At 66.9% G+C, this 25,218-nt stretch carries 24 protein-coding genes; 16 read left to right on the top strand and 8 right to left on the bottom strand.

The genetic code is table 11. From position 1 onward, the window contains the following. Positions 1–39: 39 nt before the first annotated feature. From IEV82_RS21140 to IEV82_RS21120, 5 genes are read left to right on the top strand one after another with little or no spacing between them, the layout of a single operon-like run. Positions 40–567: an LPP20 family lipoprotein gene (locus tag IEV82_RS21140; protein WP_188484077.1), complete on the top strand. Its 528-nt coding sequence runs from the start codon at positions 40–42 to the stop codon at positions 565–567. Continuing rightward, positions 564–1,649: a hypothetical protein gene (locus IEV82_RS21135; RefSeq protein WP_188484076.1), complete on the top strand. Its 1,086-nt coding sequence runs from the start codon at positions 564–566 to the stop codon at positions 1,647–1,649. Before IEV82_RS21140 ends, IEV82_RS21135 begins: the two co-directional genes overlap by 4 nt. Further along, positions 1,646–2,383, top strand: a complete 738-nt coding sequence (gene flgA / locus IEV82_RS21130) for a flagellar basal body P-ring formation chaperone FlgA (protein WP_229747956.1) — start codon at positions 1,646–1,648, stop codon at positions 2,381–2,383. Before IEV82_RS21135 ends, flgA begins: the two co-directional genes overlap by 4 nt. Before the next feature lie 60 nt (positions 2,384–2,443). Further along, on the top strand, positions 2,444–2,746 hold the full coding sequence (flgM, locus tag IEV82_RS21125; RefSeq protein ID WP_188484075.1) for a flagellar biosynthesis anti-sigma factor FlgM: 303 nt from the start codon (positions 2,444–2,446) through the stop codon (positions 2,744–2,746). A gap of 16 nt (positions 2,747–2,762) precedes the next feature. Next, a complete protein-coding gene (locus tag IEV82_RS21120; RefSeq protein ID WP_188484074.1) occupies positions 2,763–3,128 on the top strand; it encodes a hypothetical protein in 366 nt (121 codons plus the stop codon). 87 nt (positions 3,129–3,215) lie between these two features. On the opposite strand, the gene IEV82_RS21115 is transcribed toward IEV82_RS21120, so the two are convergent. Next, positions 3,216–3,737, bottom strand: coding sequence for a hypothetical protein (locus IEV82_RS21115; RefSeq protein ID WP_188484073.1), 522 nt, complete (start codon positions 3,735–3,737; stop codon positions 3,216–3,218). Between the two features lie 165 nt (positions 3,738–3,902). On the opposite strand from IEV82_RS21115, the gene IEV82_RS21110 reads away from it, so the two are divergent. Further along, positions 3,903–4,091: a PLDc N-terminal domain-containing protein gene (locus tag IEV82_RS21110; RefSeq protein ID WP_188484072.1), complete on the top strand. Its 189-nt coding sequence runs from the start codon at positions 3,903–3,905 to the stop codon at positions 4,089–4,091. Positions 4,092–4,142: 51 nt separating this feature from the next. Here the strand turns inward: IEV82_RS21110 and IEV82_RS21105 are convergent, their stop codons facing one another. Beyond that, positions 4,143–6,074 (bottom strand): fasciclin domain-containing protein, encoded by a 1,932-nt coding sequence (locus tag IEV82_RS21105; RefSeq protein ID WP_188484071.1) that lies wholly within the window; start codon positions 6,072–6,074, stop codon positions 4,143–4,145. A 112-nt stretch (positions 6,075–6,186) separates the two neighbouring features. On the opposite strand from IEV82_RS21105, the gene IEV82_RS21100 reads away from it, so the two are divergent. The 3 genes from IEV82_RS21100 (at position 6,187) to IEV82_RS21090 (ending at position 10,566) form a co-directional block, all read left to right on the top strand. Continuing rightward, entirely contained in the window at positions 6,187–7,191 is a 1,005-nt protein-coding gene (locus IEV82_RS21100; RefSeq protein ID WP_188484070.1) for a hypothetical protein, read from the top strand. Between the two features lie 106 nt (positions 7,192–7,297). Then, entirely contained in the window at positions 7,298–8,275 is a 978-nt protein-coding gene (locus tag IEV82_RS21095; protein ID WP_188484069.1) for a hypothetical protein, read from the top strand. After that, complete coding sequence (locus IEV82_RS21090) at positions 8,275–10,566, top strand: glycosyltransferase family 4 protein (RefSeq protein WP_188484068.1); 2,292 nt, start codon at positions 8,275–8,277, stop codon at positions 10,564–10,566. Before IEV82_RS21095 ends, IEV82_RS21090 begins: the two co-directional genes overlap by 1 nt. Before the next feature lie 45 nt (positions 10,567–10,611). Here the strand turns inward: IEV82_RS21090 and IEV82_RS21085 are convergent, their stop codons facing one another. Beyond that, on the bottom strand, positions 10,612–11,343 hold the full coding sequence (locus tag IEV82_RS21085) for a glycosyltransferase family 25 protein (protein WP_188484067.1): 732 nt from the start codon (positions 11,341–11,343) through the stop codon (positions 10,612–10,614). Between the two features lie 195 nt (positions 11,344–11,538). On the opposite strand from IEV82_RS21085, the gene IEV82_RS21080 reads away from it, so the two are divergent. Further along, entirely contained in the window at positions 11,539–12,432 is an 894-nt protein-coding gene (locus IEV82_RS21080; RefSeq protein ID WP_188484066.1) for a glycosyltransferase, read from the top strand. On the opposite strand, the gene IEV82_RS21075 is transcribed toward IEV82_RS21080, so the two are convergent. Further along, a complete protein-coding gene (locus IEV82_RS21075) occupies positions 12,377–13,093 on the bottom strand; it encodes an ABC transporter ATP-binding protein (RefSeq protein WP_188484065.1) in 717 nt (238 codons plus the stop codon). The genes IEV82_RS21080 and IEV82_RS21075 overlap by 56 nt on opposite strands. Beyond that, entirely contained in the window at positions 13,090–14,310 is a 1,221-nt protein-coding gene (locus tag IEV82_RS21070) for a KpsE/RkpR family capsule polysaccharide export protein (protein ID WP_229747955.1), read from the bottom strand. The genes IEV82_RS21075 and IEV82_RS21070 overlap by 4 nt, the downstream gene beginning before the upstream one ends. A 47-nt stretch (positions 14,311–14,357) precedes the next feature. On the opposite strand from IEV82_RS21070, the gene IEV82_RS21065 reads away from it, so the two are divergent. Next, on the top strand, positions 14,358–15,137 hold the full coding sequence (locus IEV82_RS21065) for an ABC transporter permease (protein WP_188484064.1): 780 nt from the start codon (positions 14,358–14,360) through the stop codon (positions 15,135–15,137). 80 nt (positions 15,138–15,217) lie between these two features. Here the strand turns inward: IEV82_RS21065 and IEV82_RS21060 are convergent, their stop codons facing one another. The 3 genes from IEV82_RS21060 to IEV82_RS21050 all read right to left on the bottom strand — a co-directional run bounded on the left by IEV82_RS21060 (position 15,218) and on the right by IEV82_RS21050 (position 20,325). Then, positions 15,218–17,557 (bottom strand): glycosyltransferase, encoded by a 2,340-nt coding sequence (locus tag IEV82_RS21060; RefSeq protein WP_188484063.1) that lies wholly within the window; start codon positions 17,555–17,557, stop codon positions 15,218–15,220. A 204-nt stretch (positions 17,558–17,761) separates the two neighbouring features. Next, positions 17,762–18,790, bottom strand: coding sequence for a ParB/RepB/Spo0J family partition protein (locus IEV82_RS21055; protein ID WP_188484062.1), 1,029 nt, complete (start codon positions 18,788–18,790; stop codon positions 17,762–17,764). A gap of 146 nt (positions 18,791–18,936) precedes the next feature. Next, positions 18,937–20,325 (bottom strand): AAA family ATPase, encoded by a 1,389-nt coding sequence (locus IEV82_RS21050; protein ID WP_188484061.1) that lies wholly within the window; start codon positions 20,323–20,325, stop codon positions 18,937–18,939. A 468-nt stretch (positions 20,326–20,793) separates the two neighbouring features. Here IEV82_RS21050 and IEV82_RS21045 point away from each other — a divergent pair, with 468 nt between their 5' ends. The 5 genes from IEV82_RS21045 to rfbA all read left to right on the top strand — a co-directional run bounded on the left by IEV82_RS21045 (position 20,794) and on the right by rfbA (position 25,198). Further along, the gene (locus IEV82_RS21045) at positions 20,794–21,798 is read left to right on the top strand and encodes a replication initiator protein A (protein WP_188484060.1); all 1,005 of its coding nucleotides are present in this window, start codon (positions 20,794–20,796) and stop codon (positions 21,796–21,798) included. Continuing rightward, positions 21,798–22,361 (top strand): dTDP-4-dehydrorhamnose 3,5-epimerase, encoded by a 564-nt coding sequence (gene rfbC / locus IEV82_RS21040; protein ID WP_373285252.1) that lies wholly within the window; start codon positions 21,798–21,800, stop codon positions 22,359–22,361. The genes IEV82_RS21045 and rfbC overlap by 1 nt, the downstream gene beginning before the upstream one ends. Next, the gene (gene rfbB, locus IEV82_RS21035; protein WP_188484059.1) at positions 22,358–23,398 is read left to right on the top strand and encodes a dTDP-glucose 4,6-dehydratase; all 1,041 of its coding nucleotides are present in this window, start codon (positions 22,358–22,360) and stop codon (positions 23,396–23,398) included. The genes rfbC and rfbB overlap by 4 nt, the downstream gene beginning before the upstream one ends. 88 nt (positions 23,399–23,486) lie before the next feature. Continuing rightward, positions 23,487–24,326, top strand: a complete 840-nt coding sequence (rfbD, locus tag IEV82_RS21030) for a dTDP-4-dehydrorhamnose reductase (RefSeq protein WP_188484058.1) — start codon at positions 23,487–23,489, stop codon at positions 24,324–24,326. Beyond that, positions 24,323–25,198, top strand: a complete 876-nt coding sequence (rfbA, locus tag IEV82_RS21025; protein WP_188484057.1) for a glucose-1-phosphate thymidylyltransferase RfbA — start codon at positions 24,323–24,325, stop codon at positions 25,196–25,198. The genes rfbD and rfbA overlap by 4 nt, the downstream gene beginning before the upstream one ends. Positions 25,199–25,218 lie beyond the last annotated feature (20 nt).

Here is a 25,218-nt window from a genome sequence, read left to right as displayed (position 1 = left end):
AGGGGGCCAAATGCTGTTCAGCCGAACAAGGATCCGCCCATGCCTTCACATCTCATTCGCCTTGTCCTCTGCCTGCCGCTGGCCCTGTCGCTGACCGCCTGCATGGCGCCCTCGCGCGCCGTGGATGCGCTGCCCGGTGACGCCAGCCTGTCGACCCGCGCCCTGGCCGAGATGCGCGACGACCTCACTCCGAACCCCGCACCCCGCGCCGCACGGGCGCTTTCGCCCGCACCGCAAGTGACGCAGTTCACCGGGCTTGGCCTGTCGCAGGTCTCGACCCAGCCGGGCACATCGCTGAACGAGAAACGCCTGATGGCGATCCGCGCGGCGCGCATGGAGGCGCTGCGCGACCTGACCGAACAGGTGCACGGCATCCGGCTGTCGTCGGAGACCACCCTGCGCGACCAGGTGCTGCGCAGCGATCATGTGCGCGGCATCGTCGAAGGCGAGATCCGCGGCGCCCGCACCCTGCGGATCACCCCGAAAGACGGCGATTCCTTCGAGGTCGTTCTGGCCCTGTCCCCCGACGTGGTGCGCTACATCATGCGCGCCGTGGGGCGCTCATGATCCGCAGCCTGATCCAGACGCTCTGCGGGCTGGCTTTGATCCTGCTGGTCGCCATCACGCCGGTTCAGGCCAAGGACACCGCCCTGCGCATCGAGGCGGTGGGCAATGCCTTTGTCACCAACGCCGCCGACCGCGACACCGCCCGCATCCGGGCGCTGAGCGAAGCGCTGGTCTCGGCCGCCTTTTCCGGCGGCGCCACGCTGCGCGGCCATACCGTGCTCGACAAGGGACGGATCACCGCCGATCTGTCGATCCTGCGTCCCGTGGGCCGCGTCCTGTCCTACACGCTCAAGTCGGCCTCTCTTGACAATGGCCTGTGGACGGTGCGGATCAACGCGGTTGTCGGCGCGGCAGAAACCAGTCTCTGTTCCGGCCAACGCCGCCTGACGATCAGCGCCACACCTGCAAGGATCACCGTCGCCCCCGACGCGCCGTCGTGGTCCGGGGCCGTGGCACAGGCGCTTGCGCTTGACCTGGTCGAGACCCTGCGCCGCCATCCCGCCGTCGATCTCGACAGCATCGCGCCCAACCGCAGCACGCCGGTTTCGGACAGCCTCGACTACACCACCCTGACGCGCGGCCAGTCGCAGCCTGCGGCGGGCGATCACCGGATGGGGCAGGAGATCACCGTCACCCGGTCGAACACCACGCTGGACCTCACGCTCTTTGTGACCCTGCAGGCGCAGGACGGCACCCTGCTGCGCCGCGAACTGCGCCAGAGCACCCGGATCCCCAAGGGCGGGCTGACCGGCATGCTCACCACCCCCTCGCGCAGCAAGGTCGAAGCCGCCCTGCGCACCGACATGACCCGCTCGGTCACAGCCCTGCTCGAAGAGCTCACCTGCCAGCCGGTACAGGCGCGGCTCGCGCTCGCCGGGGGCACCTTGCAGGCCCCGCTTGGCACACGCCACGGGCTGACACGCGGTGCACTGGCCTTTGTCGAAGACCGAAATGACGGGTTCGGCATCCTCGAGATCGTCAGCCTCACCCGCAACGAGGTCCAGCTGCGACCGCTCGACCCGACGCGTCCCGCCGCAAGCTTTGACGGGCTGCGCGTCTCCTTCGTCGAGGTCGGCCTGTGAACTGGCCTGTGAACTGCACCGTGAACCTGCCCGTGACCCGCCTCGCGCTGGTGCTGCTGGCGGTTTTGACCGCCCCCCTGAGGGCCGAGCCGCTCAGCGGGCAGCAGATCAGCGACCTGGTGCATCAGGCGCTGGCAGAGGCCGGGCAGGGCGGAACCCCCGTTCTGTCCCTGCACAGAGGGTATCCCCCCTGCACGACAGACCCCACGATCACCCCCTCCAGGGCGGGGTGGAGCGCGGTCGACATCACCTGTCCCGACACCCAGGGCTGGACGCGCCGGGTGCGCATCTCCGGTGGCCAGCCCATCGCCCGTGCCCCGCGCCCGACCGCAACGACAGCCCCGCTCGCGCCCGCCATCCTGCTGGTCGAGAGCCTGCCCAAGGGCACGGTCCTGACTCGCGCGCACCTCGAGACCGGAGACACCGCCAGCACAGGGCAGGACGGGCGCATCACCGACATGAGCACCGCCATCGGGCGCCGCCTCAAGGCCAATCTGGGGGCAGGGCAGGCGCTGCTGGCGCGGCATCTCGACCACGACTGGCTGGTGCGCGAAGGCAGCCCCGTCACCATCCAGATCCAGACCGGGGCAATCGTCATCGAAACCGGTGGCATCGCGCTGCAATCGGGCCAGCTGGGCGAGGCGATCCGGGTGTCCAACGCCCGCAGCGGGCGCGCCCTTCACGTGACGGTCACCGGGCCGAACAAAACGAAAGTCCGTCCTAACATTCGATGAAATCCTGCCGTTCACAGGGATACGAGCGGCATCCTACAGCCTCGGAAGCGGAGAGTTTCAATGGTCGACCAGGTCAATTCATCCAATGGCGCGAAACTGCGCCTTCAGTCCGTCCAGACGGGCGGGACCACGGTTGGCCAGAACGCGGCCGCCAACACAGGGGCCGTCAAGGCCATCGACACCGCCCGGCTCAGCGATTCCGCCTCGGTCGAGATGATCAAGACGCTGGCCTCGAACGGTCCGCCTTTTGATGCCGACAACGTCGTGCGCATCAAGCAGGCGATCTCGGAAGGGCGCTACCCGCTCGATCCGCAGCGCATCACCGACAGCATCTTTCAAGACTACAGCGCTTTGATGCGCTGAACCGAAGGCCATGGACATGACACATATCGAACTCGCACTGACTGGCCTGACCACCGTTTGCCTGCTGCTGATGCCCGTCGCCCTGCTGTTCCTGCACCGGATCGGCCGCGAACTGGGCACCCTGAACCAGAGCGCCGCAAAGCTCTCGGAGGGCGGTCTCGCCCCCGCCACGGCGGCGACCGCGCAGGGCGCCGCAACCCTGACCGAACTGACCGACAGCGTCGCCGAAATGAAGCGCGACTTCGAGTGGCTGGTCAGCGACCGCATGATCGAACTGGCGATCAACATGGCCGGCACCGGCCAATCGCAGGACCGCATCGCCCAGCACACCGGCATCAGCGCCAGCGAGCTCGACGCGATCCGGAAGATCGCCAAGCACTGATTTCAGAGGGCTGTGACGGCCCCCGGAAACGGGGGATCAGGTGCGCCGCATAATGCGTTTTATGTTAAATTCAGAGAAGAAAGCAGGTCAGATAATTAACTTTTTCTCCATCAACTCGATTAGGTTTTCAACTCGCTCAGCCATTTCAGTAACAACCCAATGAATACTGATCTGTTCTCCTGAAGCTAGTTGGACATCAGCGCGTGGCCCACCACCATATGGGCCTGTGCCATATCCGCCTTCACCATAGCCAAGGTTTCTTACTGACGCATTGTCTGTAGAGATTACCAACGGCTTGCCCCGTGTCAGATTGCCATGCTTGATGGCTTTTGCGAGATCACGGTGAATTCTGTAGATCTCATATTCCTCAGCAAGAAGTTCCCGAAATGCCGTATCGTCGGCATTCTTTGGCCGCGCATTTTTAGGCAAAATGAACAAATCATGGTAAGCGTCGTGACCTGAATCTTCACAAGTATAGAAAACTTGACTGATAGCCGCATCAACCATTTGCACAGCCATGAAAGCCTTCCTTAGGTCTGCCGTGTCTGCGGCAAACTCAGCAAGCGTTGGACGGACAAACCTTTCAAAAAATAGTCTTGCATCTGCCATGTTCGCACTCCTTTCCAATCGTGGACCGCTCAATTCTAAGAAAACTACCAAAAACAACCTTTTCCCTCTACCACAGCCCCTCCCAAACGCCCTCTCACCCAGCCCCGGAACAACCGACCCGCACCGGGTGTTTCAACCTTGCACCAACGTGAAAGGGGACACCCGATGGAATATGGACTTCTTGGCCTGATCATCCTGATCGCCGACATCTACGCCCTGGTCAAAACATGGCAGAGCGCGGCCTCCACAGGCGCGAAACTGCTCTGGACCCTGCTGATCCTCGTGCTGCCCGTTCTGGGCTTCATCATCTGGCTCATCGCCGGACCCAAGGGACCGGACCGCGTGCGCCCATGACACGAGCCTCACAGGCCGGGCACCACCGCCCGGCCTGCCATCCTCCCGGCCTCACGCCATCGCGAAGGGATCGTCGATCACCCCGACCAGCTGGAAGGTGAACGCGGTGGTGCCATCACCGCCATTGGCATCCGCCGCCGCATCCGCCGTCAGTCTCTGTGCCTCGGCCAGGCTCTCGTCGCGATCGGTGAGCGTATAGGCCGCCATCACCGCCTCGGCGTCGTCCACGTTGTTCAGACCGTTGATCAGCGCGAAGGACACGCCGATATCGCCCTTGTCTTGAATCGTGCGCACATCCTCGGGCGATCCGGTCTCGGCACGGGCCCCCTCGATCAGCGCCAGCATGAATTCCGGCCGCGACACGGTGCCTGCCTCCAGCTGCGCCACCCAGAAGTCGCGCCCCGCCTCGTCCGGATCCCGTTCGAGGAAATTGGTGTAGGCCCGCGTGACAAAGGCCTCCGACGACAGGCCATCCGGCATCTTTTCCTGTGTTTCCGGCTGATCGAAGAAGAGCGCCGCGATCTCGGGCAGGCTCACCCCGTTGGCCAGCGACGTGCCCCAGAAGAGCAGCCCGCCTGCATCCGGCGCCCGGTCGAAATAGGCAATGTAAAGCTCGGTCAGAAGCTGCAACTGGTCCGGCGTGAGCCTCACCGCCCCCTCCAGCACCGACAGGTTCAACGTGCCATCGTCGACCTGCACGAATTCCACCCCGTTCAGGATATCGGTGCCGGTGTCGCCATTGGCCTTGTCGGTCTGTTCGATGCCCCCCGGTCCGAAGGCAAAGCCGAAATCGTCGAGATCACCCGTGACCACCACGGTGTCCTCGCCCGCGCCACCGACGATCACGTCGTCACCGGGCCCACCGGTGATGGTGTCATCGCCACCCCCCGCAGAGACGTAATCATCGTTGTCCCCCAGTATGAGGGTCTCGCTGGTGTCATCCCCGATCACAAAGGCCACCGGATCGTCCCCCCCGTTCGAGGGCAACAGGTCGACCGGGATCAGAACCCCGTCGATCACATGCACAAACCCGTTCGAGGCCGCGATGTTCGTGGCGACGATATTGGCGTCGGGCAGGTCCGGTTCCCCATCCACCAGCGCCGCGCCATCGACCCCCAGACCCACGCCCAGAAGCGTGTCGAGACTGGTGGAGCCGAGCACGGCATCGGCATCCAGCGCGCCGGGCGCCACGTGATAGAGCAGGATATCCGACAGGAGCGGCACGGGGTCATTGCCAAAGCTCAGAAGCGTGACCGCCTGCACGATATAGTCGAACGCGCCCGCCTCGTCGCTGCCCTCATACCCCAGCGTCTGGGCCGCTGCGACAAAAGCCGCGTCACTGGGCGCAAAGACCGTCAGGTTGCTGTCGGGGTTGTCCAGCGCTCCGGTCAGCCCGGCCGCCTGAAGCGCGTTCAGCAGAATGTCGAAATCGCTCGCATCCGTGTCGAATGTGCCACCGCTTGCCGCAACGATCCCGGTGATCGTGTCGCGGTCATTGCCGGGAATGTCGATCGGCAGCAGCACCCGGTCGATGCCCTGGATGATGCCATTGTCCGCCGCCACATCCGCCAGCACGATCACCGGGTCAAGAAGGTCCGGCTCGCCATCCACCAGCGCACCGCCCGCGGGCGCGATCTCGGCCCCCTCCAGCAGCGTTGCAATCCCCTCCGATCCGGTGATCGTCGGCTCGGTCCGCGCGCCGGGGGCGACGTGATAGAGCAGGATATCGGTCAGAAGCGGGATCGGATCACCGCCCCCCAGATCGGTCAGCGCCTGCGCGATGAAGCCAAAGACCGCGTCGGCGTCGCTGGTATCCCCGTCAAAGCCCAGATCGACGGCCAGCGCGGCAAAAGCGGCATTGGTTGGGGCAAAGACGGTGATGTCGTCAGCCGCCCGGACCGTATCGGTCAGACCGGCGGTATTCAGTGCAGTCACCAGAATGCTGAAATCCTCGGATCCAGCGGCGATATCGACAATGTTCATGGTAGCGCTCCCTGTGATTATGACAGGGCTACGGGGGGCTCACCCAACCAGATGCTGATGTGACACACGCCTGACGGAAACGTGAGCGCACGTTATCCCCCGATCCGGCGAGATGCGCGGCGCCGCACAGGCCGCTATCCTGCCCGGCATGACCCCTCGGTTCCTGCTGCATATCGGCGCCAACAAGACCGGCACCTCCTCGGTCCAGCGCATGCTGGCCACGAACGCCCCTGCGCTGGCCCGCGCGGGCTGGGCCTATCCGCACTTCCACCTGAGCCATTGCGCCCATCACCCGCTCGCCTATGCGCTGGCGGGGCATCCGACGCGCGGGCTGGCTCCGGGCTGGCGGGACGCCTTCGCGCAGGCCACCGCCGATCCCTCCAAGGCTTACGTGATCTCGTCGGAACTCTTCTTCCGCAACGTGCCCCCCGAGGCCGCAGCCACGCTCTTTCCGCCGGAACAGACCCGCATTCTGCTCTATCTGCGCGAACACCTGTCCTATCTGGCAAGCTGGTACGCGCAGGCGGTGCAGGAGCGGAACCTGACCGCAAGCTTCGACGATTACATCCGCCTCTTCCCGCAGCCCTTCGAGGGCTTCCTGAAGCGCTGGGAGGCGGTTTACGGGACGGGCACCATCACCCTGCGCCCCTTCCGCCGCGACGCCTTTCCCGGCGGCGACATCCGCGCCGATGTCCTCGGGCAGATGGGGGGGATCGACGGCATCACCCTGCCCGACGCCGACAGCAACCTGACGATCTCGGGCAACCTGCTCTTCTTCAAGCGCATGCTGAACCACGTGATGAGCTATGACGAGGCCCATGCCCATCCGATCCCGGACGAATTCGGCGCCTATGCCGAGTTGCAGGACAGCTTTCGCGGACGGTTCGAAACCGGACCCGACACTGCCCGTCTGGTGGCAAGGCTCTTCGCCGCCGACCGCACCGCCCTTGCCGCCCGTGGCCTCGACCTTGGCCCGGTGCCCGAACGTGTCACCGGCCAGCCCTGCCCCAACCTCGACACGCTGCAAACCGATGTGGCGCTGATCGCCCAAGTGGCGCAGGAGACCGGCAAGGCGTTCCTGCCCTATGCCAAACGCCTGCCGGTCTGGCCGGGGTGAACCTATGCGTCTTCTCTTTCCAAAGACGCAAACCCGGCTTTCGTAACCCTTCGTTAACCATGGTGGCGCAAGACTGATGGGGACATCCCCAGCCCGGAACGCCCCCATGCTGATCCACCTGCCCACCCAAGACAGCCAGAACCTCAGCCTGCGGGGGCGATTGCTGGACCGGACCCTGCGCGCCCACCTGCACCGGCGCGGCGATACGCTTCTGCCCCCCGTTCCCCGCCAGACCGGCCCGCAGGCCGTGGCGGAAACCGCAACCCTTGCCGCCCTTCCGCCCACACCACACGCGCCCCATGTCGCCTCGCTGGGCCTCGGCCTGCCCGACGCGCTGCGCCACAGCCCCGCAACGCTGTTGCTGACACAGCCGCTTTCGGCAGAGTTAGAGACGTTTGGCGGCCCCGGCGCATGGGAGGCGGCAGGCACCCTGCCGCTTGTCCTGCAAGGCTATGCCCGCGCCATCCTCACCGACCGGTCCGATGTGGCAGGATCGGTGGGGTTCGCGCCCTGGATCGCACTTGCGCTGGCCGATGGCGTCCCGGTCGATGCCCCCCAACCCGCCACCACATCCGACGCGCGCGCCCGTATCCTGATCCTCGATCATGGCGCGCCCCCCGGTCAGGCAGTGGTACTGCGCCGCAGGCTGCACGCGCTGGACCTGCCGCTGCACAGCGTCAGCCATGACAGCGATCCCGACACCACAGGCGCTGCGCTGGCCGCCGATCTGCACCTGCATCTGGGCTTTGGTCCCGACCGCCCGGTGGCGGGTCTCTCACCCACCGACAGCCTGGTCTCGGGGGCCTATACGCTGGTCCTGCCCGCACCGGGGCACGGCGCAGGCAAGGCGCTGCGGGCGCTCTGTGCCGCGCGCTCCTACGGCGATCTTGCCCCCAGCCTGTCCGAGCTTGATGCCCGCGCCCGTGCCCTGCTCGACCGGATCGCCGCGATCCGCGCCAGCGGCACCGCCGGCAACCCCGAACTGGCCCGCTTTGCGGCGCTGAACGCAGGCGCACGGGCCGAGGCGTTCCGCCGCTTCGACGCGGTGCTCGACGCGCCCCTGCCCCGGGCAGAGGCCGCCTGATGCGCCTGGCCTGGGTCTGCCCGATCTCGTCGCGCACCGGCGTGGGGTCTTACGCGCAATCGGTGCTGCGCGCGCTCACCCGCCGCAAGGGGATCGAGGTGACGGTCCTGCACCCGCCCTGCCCCGAGGACGATCGCGTGCAGATGCCCTGCCCCACCCTGCCGCTGTCGGATGCGCTCATAGAGTCGGATCTGCCGGTGATGTTCGACCTGATGCTCTACCACCTGGGCAACAACGACACCCATCACGGCATGATCCTGCGCGCGCTGATGGCCCATCCCGGCCCGGTGGTGCTGCATGACCATGTCTACCAGCACATGCTGGCGGGGCTGCATCATGACGGCACGGCCCCCGCCCCGGGTTTCGGGTCGCTGATCCATGCGGTCGCAGGGGCCTCGGGGTTCGACTATCTCGCCGCCAGCGGTGTGCTGCGCGCCAGCCCGGCGGTGTCCTACGTGCCCTGGGAAAGCAGCTGGGCCGCGCAGGTGCCGCTGTCGGATGTGCTGGCGCGGCTGGCGACCGGCGTGGTCACCCATTCCGACTTCGCCGCCCGCGCCCTCGGGCAGGCCTATCCCGGCAGCAGCACGACGCTCTTCATGCCGCGCCCCGATGTGCCGGTCGATCCGCCAGACCGCACCCCCGGCCCCGGCACCCGTCTGCGGCTGGCCGCCACCGGCCATATCGGCCCCACCAAGGGGCTCGAGATCCTGATCGACGCGCTGGCGGCCAATCCCGATCTGGCACAGCGCTACCGCGTCACCATCGCGGGCCATGCAAGCGACGCCACCTACCTGCAGATGCTCGACACACGGATCGGGGCCCAGACCCTCCACGAGACCATCCGCCTCCTGCCCGACCCGGATGCGGCGGGGTTCACCGCCGTGATGCAGGAGGCGGATCTCTTTCTCAACCTGCGCCACCCCAACACGGAAGGCGCGTCGCTGTCGCTGGCCGAACAGCTCTCCAGCGGCAGGCCTGCGATCGTGCAGAACTCGGGATGTTTCGCAGAGATGCCGGGCACCTGCGGCTGGCACCTGCCCGAAGGCGGCGGCGCCAGGGCGCTGGCCGACACGCTGCACGCCATCGCCCATGATCCGCGCGATGTCGCACGGCGTGGTCTGGCCGCGGCGCGCTTCATGGGGCCGCGTGACGCCACCGCCTATGCCGACGGGCTGGCCCGGTTTCTCTATGCCGGGCAGACCCGCATGGCCCGCCGCGCAGCCCTGGCGCGCAGCCGCGACACCCACCCCGACCCACAGGACAGCACCTGGCACGCCAGCTATGCGCAGGTGCGGGGCGTGATGTCGGGGCTGATGGCCGGGCGCGGGCTGCTGCCTCCCGGTCTGTGGTCCTGCCCGGACCGTGACGTGGGACAATATGTGTCTCTGAACCTGCTCAATGCGGCAGTACCTGACCCCGCGACACTGGGCCGGGCGCTGATGCAGGGCGGCGCGCTCAGGGCCACCGAACGGCTCGGCCTCCTGCGGCAAGTGCTGGCCCGGGCCTGTGGCAGCCCGACGGACATTGGACACCACCTGTCGGATCTCGCCCTGCCAATCCGTGACCCGGCGCTCTGGACGGTGATCCTTGGACTGCCACCGGGGATCGCCCTGCCGATGGGGCTGCAGGCGCTGGGGCAGCGCACCGGCCCCGAGGGACAGGCGCGGCTCGCCGAACTGGCCTGTCGCAACGGCACCGGCCCCACGCTGGTTGCCTATCTCGACGGGCGCGGCGATCCGCTGCTCGACCGCGCCGACATGACCGCCATCCGCCTGCTGCTGCAGGACCCCGACAGGGGCGCGCTCACCCCGCTGCCCGCGCTCGGCGCCGAGACCGACCTGATCCGCGTCGCCCGCGAGCCCGACCAGCACGCGCTGCGCCTCGACGGCTTTCACCCGCCCGAGGACACCGGCATCTGGACCGCGCGCCCCGAGGCCAGCATCCGTGCCCTGCCCGACCCCGATCACCCGGTGACCCGGCTCGCGGGCACTGCCGCCCTGCTCGAAGCCGCCCTGGCCTACGAGACCCAGACCCTGACCGTCACCGCCACCGAAGAACGCACCGGACGCTGCGCCACCTGGTCCGACACCCGCACCAGGGGGGGCGATCCGGGACTGGACTGGGATCTGCCCCTGCCGCGCTTCAGCGGTCCGCTGCGCATCGACCTCAGCCTGCCTGCCTGCCACAGCCCACGCGATCTGGGTGCCTCGGCCGATCCGCGCCCGCTGGGCCTGCTGCTGCACAGTCTGCGCTTTGAAAGCGATCCCGTCCGGCTTGCCGCCGCCGAATGAACTTATCACAGGCGTGGTAGGCCGGGCGTCTGCCCGGCACCCCCCTCACGCCAGCTTGCGCGCCAACCGCTTGGTCATCCAGCGCCGCCAGTAGGACGCGTAGAGCAGCCGCCGCAGGCTCTTGCGCCGCTTGTGCTGATGCTTGCGCCGCCCCGCCTCGAGGCTGGAATTGCCCACGCTGCGCCCGCGCTGGGTGACCACGCGCGGATCGCAGGCATAGCTGTCGAACTGCAGGATCGCATCGGGCCAGTCCGAAGGCTGCACCACCGGGCCGTTGCGGAACGCCAGATGCGCCGCCACCTCGCGCGAAACCATGTAGCCGGTGGCCAGGAACGGCGGCAGCGCCACGCGGTAGGCCCGCACGCCACCGGGCAGGATCAGCCGGTCGCGCACCTTCACATAGGTGTTCTTGTGGTCAAAAAGCAGCAGCCCGCAGGGCGGATCGGTCAGCGCCGGTCCCAGATCGAAGAAGGGCAGAGACGGGTCGGCGTCATCCTCCAGCACGATGGCAGACGGAGCCGCCCCGGCAGCGATCCGTTCATAGATCTTGCGATGCGACAGCGCGCAGGCGAACTCTCCATCGGTCATCGGCCGCCCCATGCGCGCCTCGGCCCCGGCCCGGTCGACCCGGTGTTCATGCTCCTGCGGAAGCTGGGCCCGGCCGTCGATGCCCCAGATCACCTCATAGGCCAGCCCGCGCGCCTCCAGGGCCTCGGCCAGCGGCGCAAAGCGCTGCGCGCCCTCGAGGCTCAGGATATAGATCGGAGGAAACTCCATCGCGCGGGGACCCTTGTCGTCGAAACTGGCATCTGGCGTCCCCGTAGGGCCCGGAGGCAACCCTACTGCGGTTGGGGCATTGCCTCAAGCTGTCCCGGTGGGCACGCCGAACGGGGCTGGCAGAACCACGCCACTGCGTCCGCTCCATAACAACTTAAGGTTGCATTTCTCATCGCCCTGCGCCATCCTTGCGGCATGGCCCCCCTGCCCCATATCACCGTGCTCATGGGCACAAGCAACGGCGCTGCGTTCCTGCGCCAGCAACTGGCCAGCCTTGCCGCGCAGGACCATCCGCACTGGTCGCTCTGGATCAGCGATGACGGCTCCACCGACGACACGCTGTCCCTGATCCGCGCCTTTGCGACGGATCGGCCCAACCCGGTGATCCTGTTGCGCGGGCCACAGACCGGCATGAGTGCGAATTACCTCGGCCTGCTCTGCCATCCCGATCTGCCCCCCGGCCCGGTGGCCTTTGCCGATCAGGACGATCTCTGGCTGCCGCATCACCTGGCGCGCGGCCTGAGCGCGCTGGCACAGGACCCCGCCCCCCCTGCAGGACAGGTCTATTGCGCCCACCGGATGCTGCTGCGCGAAGGTCGCGCCCCGCGCCCGATGCGCTGGCGGGGGCAAGCCCCGGCAGGGTTTCGCAACGCGCTGGTGGAATGCCGGATGCCGGGCAGCGGGCTGATCCTCGATGCCGCCGCCGTGGCCCTTGCTCGCCGGGCCGGAGTGGTCGATGTGCCCTTCTGGGACTGGTGGATCACCCTGTTGCTGACCGGCGCGGGCGCAACGTTTTTGCAGGATGCGCGCCCCGGCCTGCTCTACCGCGCCCATGCAGGCAATCACCTGGGTCCGAGGACAGGTCTACACGCCGCGCTGTGGCGGCTGAACCGGCTGCGGGATGGCACCTATCGACGCTGGGCCTGCACGAATATGGCCGTGTTAGAGCCACATATGACCCTGCTGACCCCCGCCAATCAAGACATCCTGCGCCACGCGCTGTCGCTTGCCCCCGGTCCCCGCCTGCGGCAGCTCAGCGCCCACCGGCACTGGCGCCGCGACCGGCTTGCCCTCTGGCTGACGGCGTAGGATGCGTGCTCGCACGCAGCACGCCACCCCCCTGGTACACCGCGATCGCCTCCTCCAGATCGTCGAACATCCGCAGCCGACCGGCCTCGAGCACGGCCCCCGCCGTACAGAGCCCGCGCAGCTGCGCAGGCGCATGGCTGACCACGATGGCCCCCGCCTGCCCCAGCCGCGCCTTGAGCAGCGCCGATGTTTCGCGGCGAAACGCGGCATCGCCCACCGCCGTGACCTCGTCCACCAGGTACATGTCGAAGGGAATGCCCATGGAGATCGCGAATCCCAGCCGCGCGCGCATGCCCGATGAATAGCGCCGCACCGGCTGGCGCATCGCATCCCCCAGCCCCGACACGTCGCGCACGAATCCCAGCAGGCCCCGGCTGTCCACGCCGTAGACCCGCGCCACGAAGCGCGTGTTCTGCGCGCCCGTCAGGTCGGGATGAAACGCACCCGCAAAGCCCACGGGCCAGGACACCCTGCCGTGCCGCACCACTTGCCCCGCATCGGGGCGCAGCGTGCCCGCGATCATCGCCAGAAGCGAGGATTTGCCGGCACCATTCCGGCCCAACAGCGCCGTCGCCCGACCTGCGGGAAACACCGCCGTAATCCCCTGCGCCACCAGCGGCCCGGACGGAAAGCGCTTCCAGACATCCTCCAGCACGATCATCCGCGCCGGTCCAGCGCCGCGTAGACCGACAGCACCGTCAGCCCCCAGACCAAAAGCGCGAATCCCGCGATCCCGGCCAGCCAGCGCCAGCGCCTTGGGTATTCGGCGCTCCGGGGCAGGGTCGGTTGCTGCCACGCGGCAAGGTACCGGCTCTGCCGCTGCGCCTCGGCCTGCGCCAGATCATAGGCGGTGCGCGCGGCGATATAGGCCCGTTCGGCGAAATCCCGATCCGCCATCAGCGCCTCGAACTGCCCCACCACGCTGGCAAAGGCCTCGTCCTCGCCCTCCAGCCCCAGCTTGGCGCGTTCGGCGGCGATCCGGTCCTCGATCACCGCAACCCGGCGCGCGCCCTGTTCCAGCCTCGGATCATCCGCACGGGTGGCGTCACGCAAGAGATCGAGCGCGATCAGCGCTTCGGCCAATTGGCCCTGCAGATTTCCCAGGAGCCCCGCCCGCGCCTGAACATCCGCTGCCGGATCGACCAGCTGATGCGCGTTGCGAAACGCCGTCACCTCGGCCCGCGCAAGGCGCAACCGGGTCTCTGCCGCCTCGAGCGTCCCGGCGGCATCGCGGATCGCATCGTCGCGAGCCACATCGCTCAACTCGTTGATCAGCGCGGTGGCCCGCGCCACGATCCCGCGCGTGATGGCTTGCGCATCGACGGGGTCAAAGGCGGTCACCCGCAGCCCGATCAACCCGGCACGGCTGTCATAGGCCACCTCGACGCGGCGGGACCAGTAGCGGTGCAACGCCTCCGGCGATCCCTCGGCGTGAAAGGCGAAAACAGGGTCTGTTTCGCCGCGAAACAGACCCGTGCCCGGTTTTGCCCAAAGCCCGGACAGATCCAGTTCCGCGTCCAGCTCTGCCACAAGGCGACGCGAGGACAGGTATTCGTAAAGAATATCGGTATCGCGCGAACTGACCCCGGACAGACCGGTCAACCCGCCCAGAAGCTCCACCGCGGCACCGGTCTCTTCGCGGCGCACGGCAAAGCCCGCTTCGGAGGCGTATTGGTCCGCAGCCCGCCCCCAGAGATACCATGCGCTCAGCAGCACGGGCAGCAGCACGCACAGGGCAAAGGACAGCGCAACCGCCAGATGCCGACCCGCCCGTCGCGCAGGTCGGGTCGGCCAATCGAGGATCACCGGCCCCGGAGGCAGACCCGTGCCATGAAACGGAACGGCGGGATCGCTTGGGATTGCATTGAGGTGATTCATCGCGTACCAATTCTTCCTATGCGGGAATTGCGCAGCGAAACATCCCCATGACCCTGCTTGCCCGTCCCACCCTCTGGCGGACGGTCGGGGCGCTGATGCTGCGCGAAATGTCCACCACTCACGGCCGCGTGCCCGGAGGTTACCTCTGGGCCGTGGCCGAACCCCTCGCGGGCATCGCGCTCTTGTCCGCGATCTTTGCCATCGGCTTTCACGCCCCGGCCCTCGGGCTCAGTTTTCCGCTGTTCTACGCCACCGGTCTGCTGCCGTTCCTGGCGTTTTCGGACATCACCGGCAAACTGGCGCAGGCGCTGAACTTCTCGCGGCCGCTCTTTGCCTACCCGGCGGTGGGCGTGTTCGACGCGATCCTCGCGCGGTTCCTTCTGGCGGTGCTGACCCAGTTGGCGGTGGCAAGCCTGCTGCTGGGCGGCATCCTGTTTCTCAGCGAAACACGCGCCACACCCGACCTTGCCATACTGGCTCAGGCGGCGGGGCTGCTGGCGGTTCTGAGCCTTGGCATGGGCGCAATGAACTGCCTGCTGATCGGTCTTGCCCCGCTCTGGCAGCGGATCTGGTCCATTGCCATGCGCCCGATGTTCCTGGCCTCTGGCGTGTTCTTCACCTTTGAACAGGTTCCCCTGCCGTGGCGCGACCTGCTGTGGTGGAACCCGCTGATCCATGTGGTGGGGCTGGTGCGGCGCGGGCTCTATCCGGGCTATGACGCGGCCTATGCCAGCCCGACCTACCTGATGGCGCTGGGTCTGGGCGTTGCGCTGCTGGCCGGGATCGGGCTGGGGCGCTGGCACCGCGACATCCTCAGCGACCTCTGAGAGATAGGTCCGAAACGGACCCAATGTTTCGCGCGCGAAACAATAGGACCGGATCGGACCTATTCCGGGAGCAGAGAGGATCACGCCCGCACCCGGCGCAAAGGCCATTTTTGCGGCAGGTCAAGGCCTGTTTCCACAGGCCTCGCAGGCCAGTCCGGCAGCGCCCGCAGCGCGGCAAGCAGCGCCTCCATGTCCGGCGCACCCCCGTTTCGCAGCGAAACGACATGGCCATTTGGTGCCGCACGCAGCGCATCACCCTGCCCGCCCAGATCGAAGCCGATGCAGGGCAGGCCGGTCGCCAGCGATTCCTGCGTGACATAGGAAAAGGTCTCGGCCCAGAGCGACGGGATAAGCCAGGCGCCGATGCCATGCCGCGCCACGAGATGCGGCAGGTCCTCCAGCCTGTAGCCCCCCAGCACCGTCACCGAGCGTGGCAGGGGGCAATCGGGGGCAACCTCACCCAACACCACCAGCCGCGCCTCATCGGTGCGCGCAAGGACGCGGGCCAGATCGCGCACCACCGCGGCACCTTTCTGCGCATTGAGGTGTCCCGGCACCGCCAGAACCCTGCGTCTGGCAGATGCTGCCGACAGGCGCGGCACCGGCCCCAAGGGCCCATGCGGGTGCAGGCGGATCTTGGAGGCGAGATCCGGATGCACCCCGGCGACGATCTTCCGAGAGGCTTGGGAAAACACCGTCAGCTGATCGGCCCGGTCCAGCGCCACCCGCCAGAGCGCGCGCCAATGCGAGTCTGTTGCGCTGCGAAACGTGTAATCCCGGTTCAGCGGGTAATAGTCGTGGAACATCACCTCGAGAGGATGCCCCCCGGCGCAGAGGTCCAGCAGGCGAAACGGGATCTCCTCCGGTGCAGGATCTCCCACGGCGCAGACATAGGTCACACGGCGGGGTCCCGCGTGGCGCAACAGGCTCTGTATGACCTCAAACTCCGCAGTTGCGCCGCGCGTGATGCCGGATTGTGTGTGCAGTTCCAGCTCCCAGCGCAGCGGCCCGCCGACGCGCAACACCACCGCAACCTCGTGGCTCCGCAGCCGTTGGTCCAGCCAGAGCGCCGTGCCGCCGCCCCCCGAATGGGCAAGGTAGAGGGGCAGGGCGGCACCGTTCAGACGCGCCCGTGCCCAGACCAGACCGGCGCGCAGCCGGTCCCCTGCGAGGGGATCATGCGCCAGCACCTCCGCCACCTCGCCGTCAAAGCGCGGCCAGCGTCGGGCCAGAACCGGAGCGGCGCGCGCTCGCAATTTGCGTCTCTGTTCCGCGCCGAAACTGGCGGCACCGACATGCCCGACGAACAGCCCGGTCTGGCAGACATGCCGCCCGCCAAGCGCACGGGTGCGCTGGCACCAATCCACCTCCTCGCCGTAGCCCCGCCCGAAGCTTTCATCGAGGCGCGGCACCTGCGCGAGCCAATGGGGAGACAGCGCCATGCAGAACCCCGAGCCGGTGGGAAGCGACGGCAGATCGCTGTGCCGGGCGATTGGCGCAAGCGCGGCATCGATCCTGTCCACCTCCCCGTTTCGCAGCGCAACACCGGCGCAGGCATGGGGTGCGCCCATCAGCTCGCCCTCGTTCGACAGCGGCGTGACGCTGGCGATGGTCTTGTCGGAGAGCAGCGGCGCAATCAGCCGTGCCGCCCAGCCCTGAGGCAGGGTGATATCGGAATTGAGGAGCACCACCGGGCTGTCGATCTGTCCCAGCGCGGCAAGCCCGACATTGACCGAAGCGGCAAAGCCACGCGGGCTGTCGTGGCAGATCAGCGACGCAGTGGGATGTGCCGCGACCCAGTCCAGCACCATCGGGCGCAGGGCAGGATCGGTGGAGCCGTCCTCGACGATCACCAGCCGCCAGGGCAGGTCGGTCATGGACACGATCCGGGCAAGGCAGGATGCAACATGCACGGTCGCGTTGTGCACCGGGAGCAGCAGGGCAATGGGGATGGGCCCGCTTGGCAGGGGGACTTCAGGGTGGGACAGAGTCAGCAGCGGTGCCGGGGCGTCGGTTGAGAGGCCAAGCCGGGCCCTGGCGCAGGCCCGGACATGCGGATCACCGGAATGGCGCAGGAGTGGCAGCACCTGGATCACGCGCTGTGCAAGCCCGGGCCAGAGCAACAGGTGACCGCGCCAAAGGCAGAACCGCGACAGGGCAGGAAAGGTGACCGGGGCCAGCGTCGGGTTTCGCAGCGAAACCTGAACCGGCGCGCCGGGCAGGTGGGGCAGGGACGGCGCAGCGCCCACCGCCTGCGCCCCGCCATGCGCAAGCACGGCGCTGTCTGCGTCAACGCAGACACGGCCCCGACGCAGCATCACCGACGCGCGGGTGTCCCTGTCCAGCGGCACATGGCCGAATCTCAGGCAGAGATGGCGCGTGGCATAGCGTCGATACAGACGCAGGAGGCGCAGCAGCATGGACAGGCCTTTCCGGGCGATCGCTTTGCCGGGCAGCTTGGCCTGAAGATGGTTAATGCCTGCTTAACCAGTCGGGGGGAGGATTTTCCGAGGACGGAGAAACACGACGGCGTCGACGCCGTCAGGCGTCTTTACCCCAGCGCTGAATTTAGGTCCGATCCGGACGTATTGTTTCGCGCGCGAAACATTGGGGCCGATCCGGACCTATTTTGGAACGAAACCTGATGCGTTTTTGAGCAGCCGCTTCAGATCCGGATCAAGCTTGTCCGGCCAGGCTGCGCCAAGGATCGAGAGCGTGCCATCACGGTGGCGGCGCAGGGTGAAGGCCCCGATGGTTTCGTCGCGAAACGCCGGTTCAGGCTCTGCGGACTTCGTCTCTGTTCTGGCCTTCAGAGACTGATTATGCACGGCAAGCGCCTTGGTCAGCAGCGCGGTTTCCGCCTCTGGCGTCTCGACCTCGACCGCTTCAAGCTGCGCCTGCAAGCGCGGGGCAAAGCCGGGATCGTCGTTCAGCGCCTGCGCCAGGCTCAGACCCAGCCGTTCGCTCAGCCCATGGGGAAAGCGCACCACACCGTCGAGCGCCCGCACCACCGGAAGGAAGCTGCCGATCTTGGAGCGCTTGGCGCGGCTGGCAGAGCGGAAGAGCATCTGCAACGCGGTGCGCTCTGTGCCGTAGACACCCTCCTCCACCGCCTTGGCGACGATTCTCGCGCGTTCGAAATAGCTCAGATCGACCCGGATCTCGTTTTCCTCGACCATGGCGAGATAGGCATCCGACGCCTCTTCGGGGCGGCGCAACAGCGCCAGGACCGTGGGGTCGTCATCGCGGTCTTCCTGGGCGATCTCGGACAGCGCCTGGCAGCGCCGCCAGCCCGAGATCAACCCGTAGCGCCCGTCTTCGAGCTGCATCACCTCGATCGGTGTCTGCTGGCCGCGGCTGCGCAGGGAGGTCTTGAGCGTCTGCATCTCGGTCGCGTCCACCACCAGACGGTCGCGTACGAGATGATCCATCACGATCTCGTCCAGTGGCAGCGCCACCACCATGCGGCCCTCGTCGCGGGCGCGCGCCAGGCTCTCGGCCATCTCGCTCAGCGCCGCCGTGCTGGAGGCGTCGCGCGCCACGTCGGCGATGGGAGCGGAGCGGGGTGTGGAGAACATCGACTTGGTCTCGAGCGCGGGCGGCGTGTCGAGATAGCTGGGGTTGGGCGGCGTCAGGCGTTTACGCTTGGCCATGCGGACCTCCTGTTTTCGATTGGGGGCAGGCTTGGCGCATCTGGTAAATGTTCGGTGTCTGCGGCGTGCGGTGGATCGGGGCACGGCCCCAAACCCCGGAGTTTACGGGCAAGATGACGGGGCGGCGTTTCGCTGCGAACATGCCCCTACTCCGCGGCCTGAGCATTGGACGCCTGCACGTCGCGGTGCCAGCTGCCGATCAGCAGCTGCTTGAACGCGGCATAGGTGGCATCAAAGGTTTCGCGGCCGCGCACATAGGTCTCGCGGTTGAAATCGCGGTAATCGGCCTCGTAGATGCCCTGCACCTGTTCGCCGGCCTGACCGATGAGGGCGGTAAACCCCTGACGGTGGGGCGAGAGGGTGGGGCCGAGATAGGCCTGCATGAGCGCGGCGAGTTCCGCCTGTTGCGCGCTGTCGTAGCGGGTGACCACGGCGCGCACCGCGTCCCACTGGAAGGCCAGCCCGTCGCGACCAAGGGCGCGGGCGGCCATGTTCTCGGCCTCCTCGATGGACCCGAAGGTGGCGTGCAGCATGTCGAAGAAGCGCCCGGTGCTGTCGAACTCGAGGAAGGACGCGCCCAGAGGCACCAGCAGGATGTCGGCGGCGGCCAGCCCGTTGATGGTGAGGTAGCCGAGGGCGGGGGGCGTATCGAGGAAGATCACGTCATACTGGTCGAGGATGCCATCCTCCTGCAGGCTGTCGGTGAGCGCATCCCAGAGCTTCCAGCCACGGGCGCCCATGCGCCAGACGGGGATCTGGAACTCGGCCCAGTAGAGGTTCAGCTGCGCGCCGATCAGGTCGATATTGGGCCAGTGGGTTTTCTGCACCAAGGTTTCGCTGCGCGACTTCAGCGCCTCGGAGAGCGTGTCGTCGAGCGGCGTGGGTGCGTCGCCCCGGTCGAGGCGGCGCTGGTTCTCGCCCTGCAGGTGGCGCGCGTAGTGGCGTGCCAGCAGCGGGAAGACGGTGGACCATTCGTCCTGTACCTTGCCGCCGAAGATCGAGGTCATGGAGCCCTGGCTGTCCAGATCGATCACCAGCACCTTGTAGCCATCAAGGGCGGCGGACATGGCGAGATGCGCCGCTGTCGATGTCTTGCCGACACCCCCCTTGAAATTGGCGACCGCCACCAGCTTGGCGGGCTGTCCCTTGGGCCGGTAGGGGAGGTATTCCTTGGTCTTGGACCCTTCGGCGGCGAAATGGGCGCGCAGGCGCAGCACCTCGTCGAAGGTGAACCACTTGGCGCCGCTGGTGGTCTCGGAGCGGCCCTGCGGCAGGTCGGGGTTCTGTTTCAGCACGCGGCGGAAATGGCCGGTGGCGACGGGGATCAGGTAGCGGGTGATTTCCCAGGTGGAGAAGAGCCGCAGCGATCGCCGGCCGCCTTCCTCGAGCCCACGGCTGGACAGATCGGCGCGCCCGGCTTCGCAGGCCCGGGCGATGGTGCCGAAATCGGCAGTGGTGGCGGGCGCTCCAAGCGCGTCGAGCGCGCTGTCGGGATGGATGTTGAAATAGGGTGGGAGAGGGTTGTCCTGGTTCATCTGCTGCTCGATTTCACCTGTGCAAAGCGCCTCTGTGTGCGCTGTTTTGAGCAGACTACCACAAAAATGCATACATGGAAGGAAAACCGCAACACTCTTGTCTTTTCTAAGCAAATCCAATGGGTTGCTATCTGATTTCAGGCTTTGGGCAGACAGGGTCACTGGACCTGCGTCCTTGTTAAAATCAGTTAGTTTTATGTTACAGGGCCAGAGTGCTTTGTCTAAGTCTTTTCCATGAAAGGAAAAACTTGCGGCACCGACAGGCCACGCGACTCTGAACCCCCGTTGGTCCGACTCCGATCCCCCGAGCGGGCGACTCCGATCCTCCGCTGAAATCCCGGCTTGGGATGGACGCACGCTGTGGATAACTTTACGGTGGGTGTCACTGAAACCCCGAAAGCCGAGTCGGCATGAAAGCCGGCCGCAAAGAACAACCGGGGACGAGCAGAGCAAATACAGGCGGACCCCATGACGGGACCAATGAATGGCGGGCTTTTGCCCGACCGGCACCCAACGGGCGATTTCTTCGTCTGCGATATCTTTGGCGCCAGTCCCAAGGACGATCTGGCGTCGATGGAACATCCGATCTTTTCGCTGTCGACGCGCCCCGACCGGCGGGTGCTGTCCTATGCCCATAACGGCGTTGCGGTGGAGGTGGTGCCGAGCGTGAAGGGCCGCGCCACGATCCATGACAAGGACATCCTGATCTATTGCATCAGCCAACTGGTGGCGGCGATGAATGCGGGCCGCGCGGTGGGGCGCACCCTGACGCTGCGCGCGCATGACCTGCTGGTGGCGACCAACCGCGATACCGGGGGCGAAAGCTACACCCGCCTGCGCGAAGGGTTCGAGCGGCTGGCGGGCACGCGGATCACCACCAATATCGACACCGGCGGCATCGAGGCGACGCGGGGGTTCGGCCTCATCGAGTCCTGGGAGATCCTGCGCCGGTCGCGCGGCGGGCGGATGATCTCGGTGACGGTGACCCTGTCGGACTGGCTGTACCGGGCCGTCTGTGCGCGCTCGGTGCTGACGCTGAGCCGCGATTACTTTCGGCTGCGCAAACCGCTGGAGCGGCGCATCTACGAGCTGGCGCGCAAACATTGCGGTCGGCAGGCGGAATGGGCGATCTCGGTGCCGGTGCTGCATCTGAAGTCGGGATCGGCGTCCCCGGTGCGGGTGTTCCGCGCCGCGCTGCGCCGGATGATCGAGGAAGACCACCTGCCCGAGTATTCCTTGGCCGAACGCGCGGGCGATGTGCTTGTCGTCACGCGGAGGGCCAGACCGCGCCCCATGGATGCCCCGATCCTGTCGCAAGAGGCGCTGGAGGCGGCCAAGGCCTTGCGCCCCGGAGCGGATGTCTACGGGTTGCAGGCGCGCTGGCTGGCATGGTGGGATGACACCGGGCGGCCAAGGGTGCAGGCTCCCGACCGGGCGTTCCTCGCCTGGGTGAAGACGCAGAAGGATGGCTGATGCTGGATGTTGAACAAACTGCTCTTGCGGGGCTTTTGATCCTGACGCCGCGGCGCTTCGGTGATGCGCGGGGGTTCTTTGCGGAAACCTGGAACGCCGCGCGGTTTGCGGAGGCCACGGGGGTGGACCCGGCCTTCGTTCAGGACAATCATTCGCTCTCGGCAGATGTGAACACCATTCGGGGTCTGCACTTTCAGGCACCACCCCACGGGCAGGGCAAGCTGGTGCGCTGCGGGCGCGGGGCGCTGTGGGATGTGGCGGTGGACATCAGGCGCGGCTCTCCGACCTATGGGGCTTGGGTGGGCGTGGACCTTTCGGCCGAGAACGGGCGGCAGCTCTGGGTGCCCGAGGGCTTTGCGCACGGGTTCGTGACGCGGGCCCCCGACACCGAGATCATCTACAAATGCACCGGGTATTATGCGCCTGAGGCCGAGGGAGCGGTGCACTGGGAGTCCGTCGGCATCGATTGGGGTTTGACCGGCACCCCGATCCTGTCGGACAAGGATGCAGAGGCCCCGGCACTGGCCGATCTGGACAGCCCGTTCGAGTGGAGTGGCGCGTGAAACTGTTGGTGACGGGAGGGGCCGGGTTCATCGGCTCGGCGGTGGTGCGGCAAGCCATTGGACAGGGGCACGAGGTGGTGAACCTCGATGCTCTGACCTATGCGGCCTGCCTCGACAATGTGGCGGACGTGGCGGACGCGCCGGGATATGTCTTCGTGCACGGCGATATCCGCGATGCGGCCTTGTTGGAGACCGTATTCACGGAACACGCGCCCGATGCGGTGATGCATCTGGCGGCGGAATCCCATGTCGATCGGTCGATCGACGGGCCCGGCGCGTTCATCGACACCAATGTGGTGGGCACCTACACGCTGTTGCAGGCGGTCCGGGGTTACTGGGAGCGACAGGGCACGCCAGAGGCGTTCCGCTTTCACCACATCTCGACCGACGAGGTGTTCGGGTCTCTGGGCGCGACAGGCCAATTCACCGAGGACACACCCTATGATCCGCGCTCGCCCTATTCGGCGTCGAAAGCGGCGTCGGATCATCTGGTGCGGGCGTGGTGGCACACCTATGGACTGCCCGTGGTGCTGTCGAACTGTTCGAACAATTACGGGCCCTACCATTTTCCGGAAAAGCTGGTGCCCGTCGTGATCCTCAACGCGCTTCATGGCCAGCCGATCCCGGTCTACGGCGCGGGTGAGAACGTGCGCGACTGGCTGTTCGTTGAGGACCATGCCGACGCGTTGCTGACGGTGGTCACGAAGGGGCAGGTGGGCCGATCCTACAATATCGGCGGCGAGAACGAGGCGCGCAACATCGACCTTGTCCGCATGATCTGTGCCCTGATGGACGAGATGGTCCCCGAAGGTGCGCCGCACGCGCGGCTGATCACCTTCGTGACCGACCGTCCGGGACATGATCTGCGCTACGCCATCGATCCTGCGCGCATGCGCGGAGAGCTGGGCTGGCGGCCCTCGGTGACGCTGGAAGAAGGGCTGCGGCGCACAGTGCGCTGGTATCTCGATCATCCCGATTGGTGGCAGGCGCTGCAGGGGCGCGCCGGTGTGGGCCAGCGCCTGGGGGTTGGCGCATGATCGGGTGTGCCGGGTCTGCCGGGCAGATGCCCGGCCTACAGGATCGGCAAACGCGTAGGTCGGGCATCTGCCCGGCGCTGTGGCACCCATGATCCTCGTCTTTGGCGCAACCGGCCAGGTGGCCACGGAATTGCAGCGGCAGGCGGAGGTCACCGCCCTGGGGCGCGACAGGGCGGACCTGTCTGACCCGCAGGGCTGTGCGGCGGTGATCGCGGATCTCAAACCCCACGTGGTGATCAATGCCGCGGCCTATACGGGTGTCGACCGTGCCGAAGAGGACGAGGCGCTGGCGCTGGTCGTCAATGCCGCCGCCCCCGGTGCGATGGCGGGGGCCTGTGCGCATCTGGATATCCCGTTCCTGCACATCTCGACCGATTACGTGTTCGACGGCAGCGGCACGCAGCCCTGGCAGGAAACAGACCCTGTTGCACCGCAAAACGCCTATGGCCGCACCAAGCTGGCGGGTGAACAGGCGATCCGTGCGTCAGGTGCACGGCACATCATCCTGCGCTGCTCTTGGGTGTTTTCGGCGCAGGGCGCGAATTTCGTGAAGACCATGCTGCGTCTCAGTGAAACACGCGATGCGCTCAACGTGGTGGAGGACCAGATCGGTGGACCGACCCCGGCGGCGGATATTGCCGCCACATTGCTGGCGCTGGCCGAACATATGCAGACTGGCGCAGCGGGCGGCACCTATCATTACGCCGGGGAGCCACATGCCAGCTGGGCGGGCTTCGCGCGCGAGATCTTCTCCCGGGCCGGGCGCGATGTGACGGTGACGGGCATTCCGTCCTCGGACTATCCGACGCCCGCAACCCGCCCGCTCAATTCCCGGCTCGACTGCGCCAGGCTGGCGTCGGATTTCGGAATTACACCTGCCGACTGGAAAGCGGGGCTGGCCGCTGTTTTGAAGGATTTGGGCGCATGAGCAGAAAAGGCATCATCCTCGCAGGCGGGTCGGGCACCCGGCTCTACCCGATCACCATGGGGCTGTCGAAACAGCTCTTGCCGCTCTACGACAAGCCGATGATCTATTATCCGCTCTCGGTGCTGATGCTGGCGGGCATCCGCGAGATCGCGATCATCACCACGCCGCAGGATCAGGACCAGTTCCAGCGCCTGCTGGGCGACGGGTCGCAATGGGGGCTGAGTTTCACCTATATCGCGCAGCCCTCGCCTGACGGGCTGGCGCAGGCCTATCTGCTGGCCAAGGATTTCCTTGATGGCAGCCCGTCGGCGATGGTGCTGGGCGACAACATCTTTTTCGGTCACGGCTTGCCCGAGGTTCTGGCCAGCGCCGATGCGACGGTCACAGGCGGCACCGTCTTTGGCTATCGCGTCGCCGATCCCGAACGCTACGGCGTGGTGGAGTTCGGCGCGGACGGTACGGTGCGGCAGATCATCGAGAAGCCCGCCAAAGCGCCCTCTCCCTACGCGGTCACGGGGCTTTATTTCCTCGACGGGACGGCCCCTGCGCGCGCGGCACAGGTGCAGCCGTCAGAGCGCGGCGAGCTGGAGATCACGGCGCTTCTCGAAAGCTACCTCGACGACGGGCAGCTGAGCGTGGAACTGATGGGGCGCGGCTATGCCTGGCTCGACACCGGCACGCACGGGTCGCTGCTGGATGCCGGGAATTTCGTGCGCACGCTGTCGGACCGGCAGGGCCAGCAGATCGGCAGCCCCGACGAGATCGCCTATCACCAGGGCTGGATCGACGACGACGCCCTGCGCGCCCGCGCCGAGATGTTCGGCAAGAACGGCTATGGCGCGTACCTGCTCGGCCTGCTGAACGAGGGCTGAGCCGTCCCTTTCCGGACCAC

Origin of the sequence: Marivita lacus (genome assembly GCF_014637725.1) — a bacterium.
Lineage (GTDB): Bacteria > Pseudomonadota > Alphaproteobacteria > Rhodobacterales > Rhodobacteraceae > Marivita > Marivita lacus.
The sequence above is the reverse complement of the archived record's forward strand: the minus strand, read 5'-3'. Positions and strand labels throughout refer to the sequence as shown.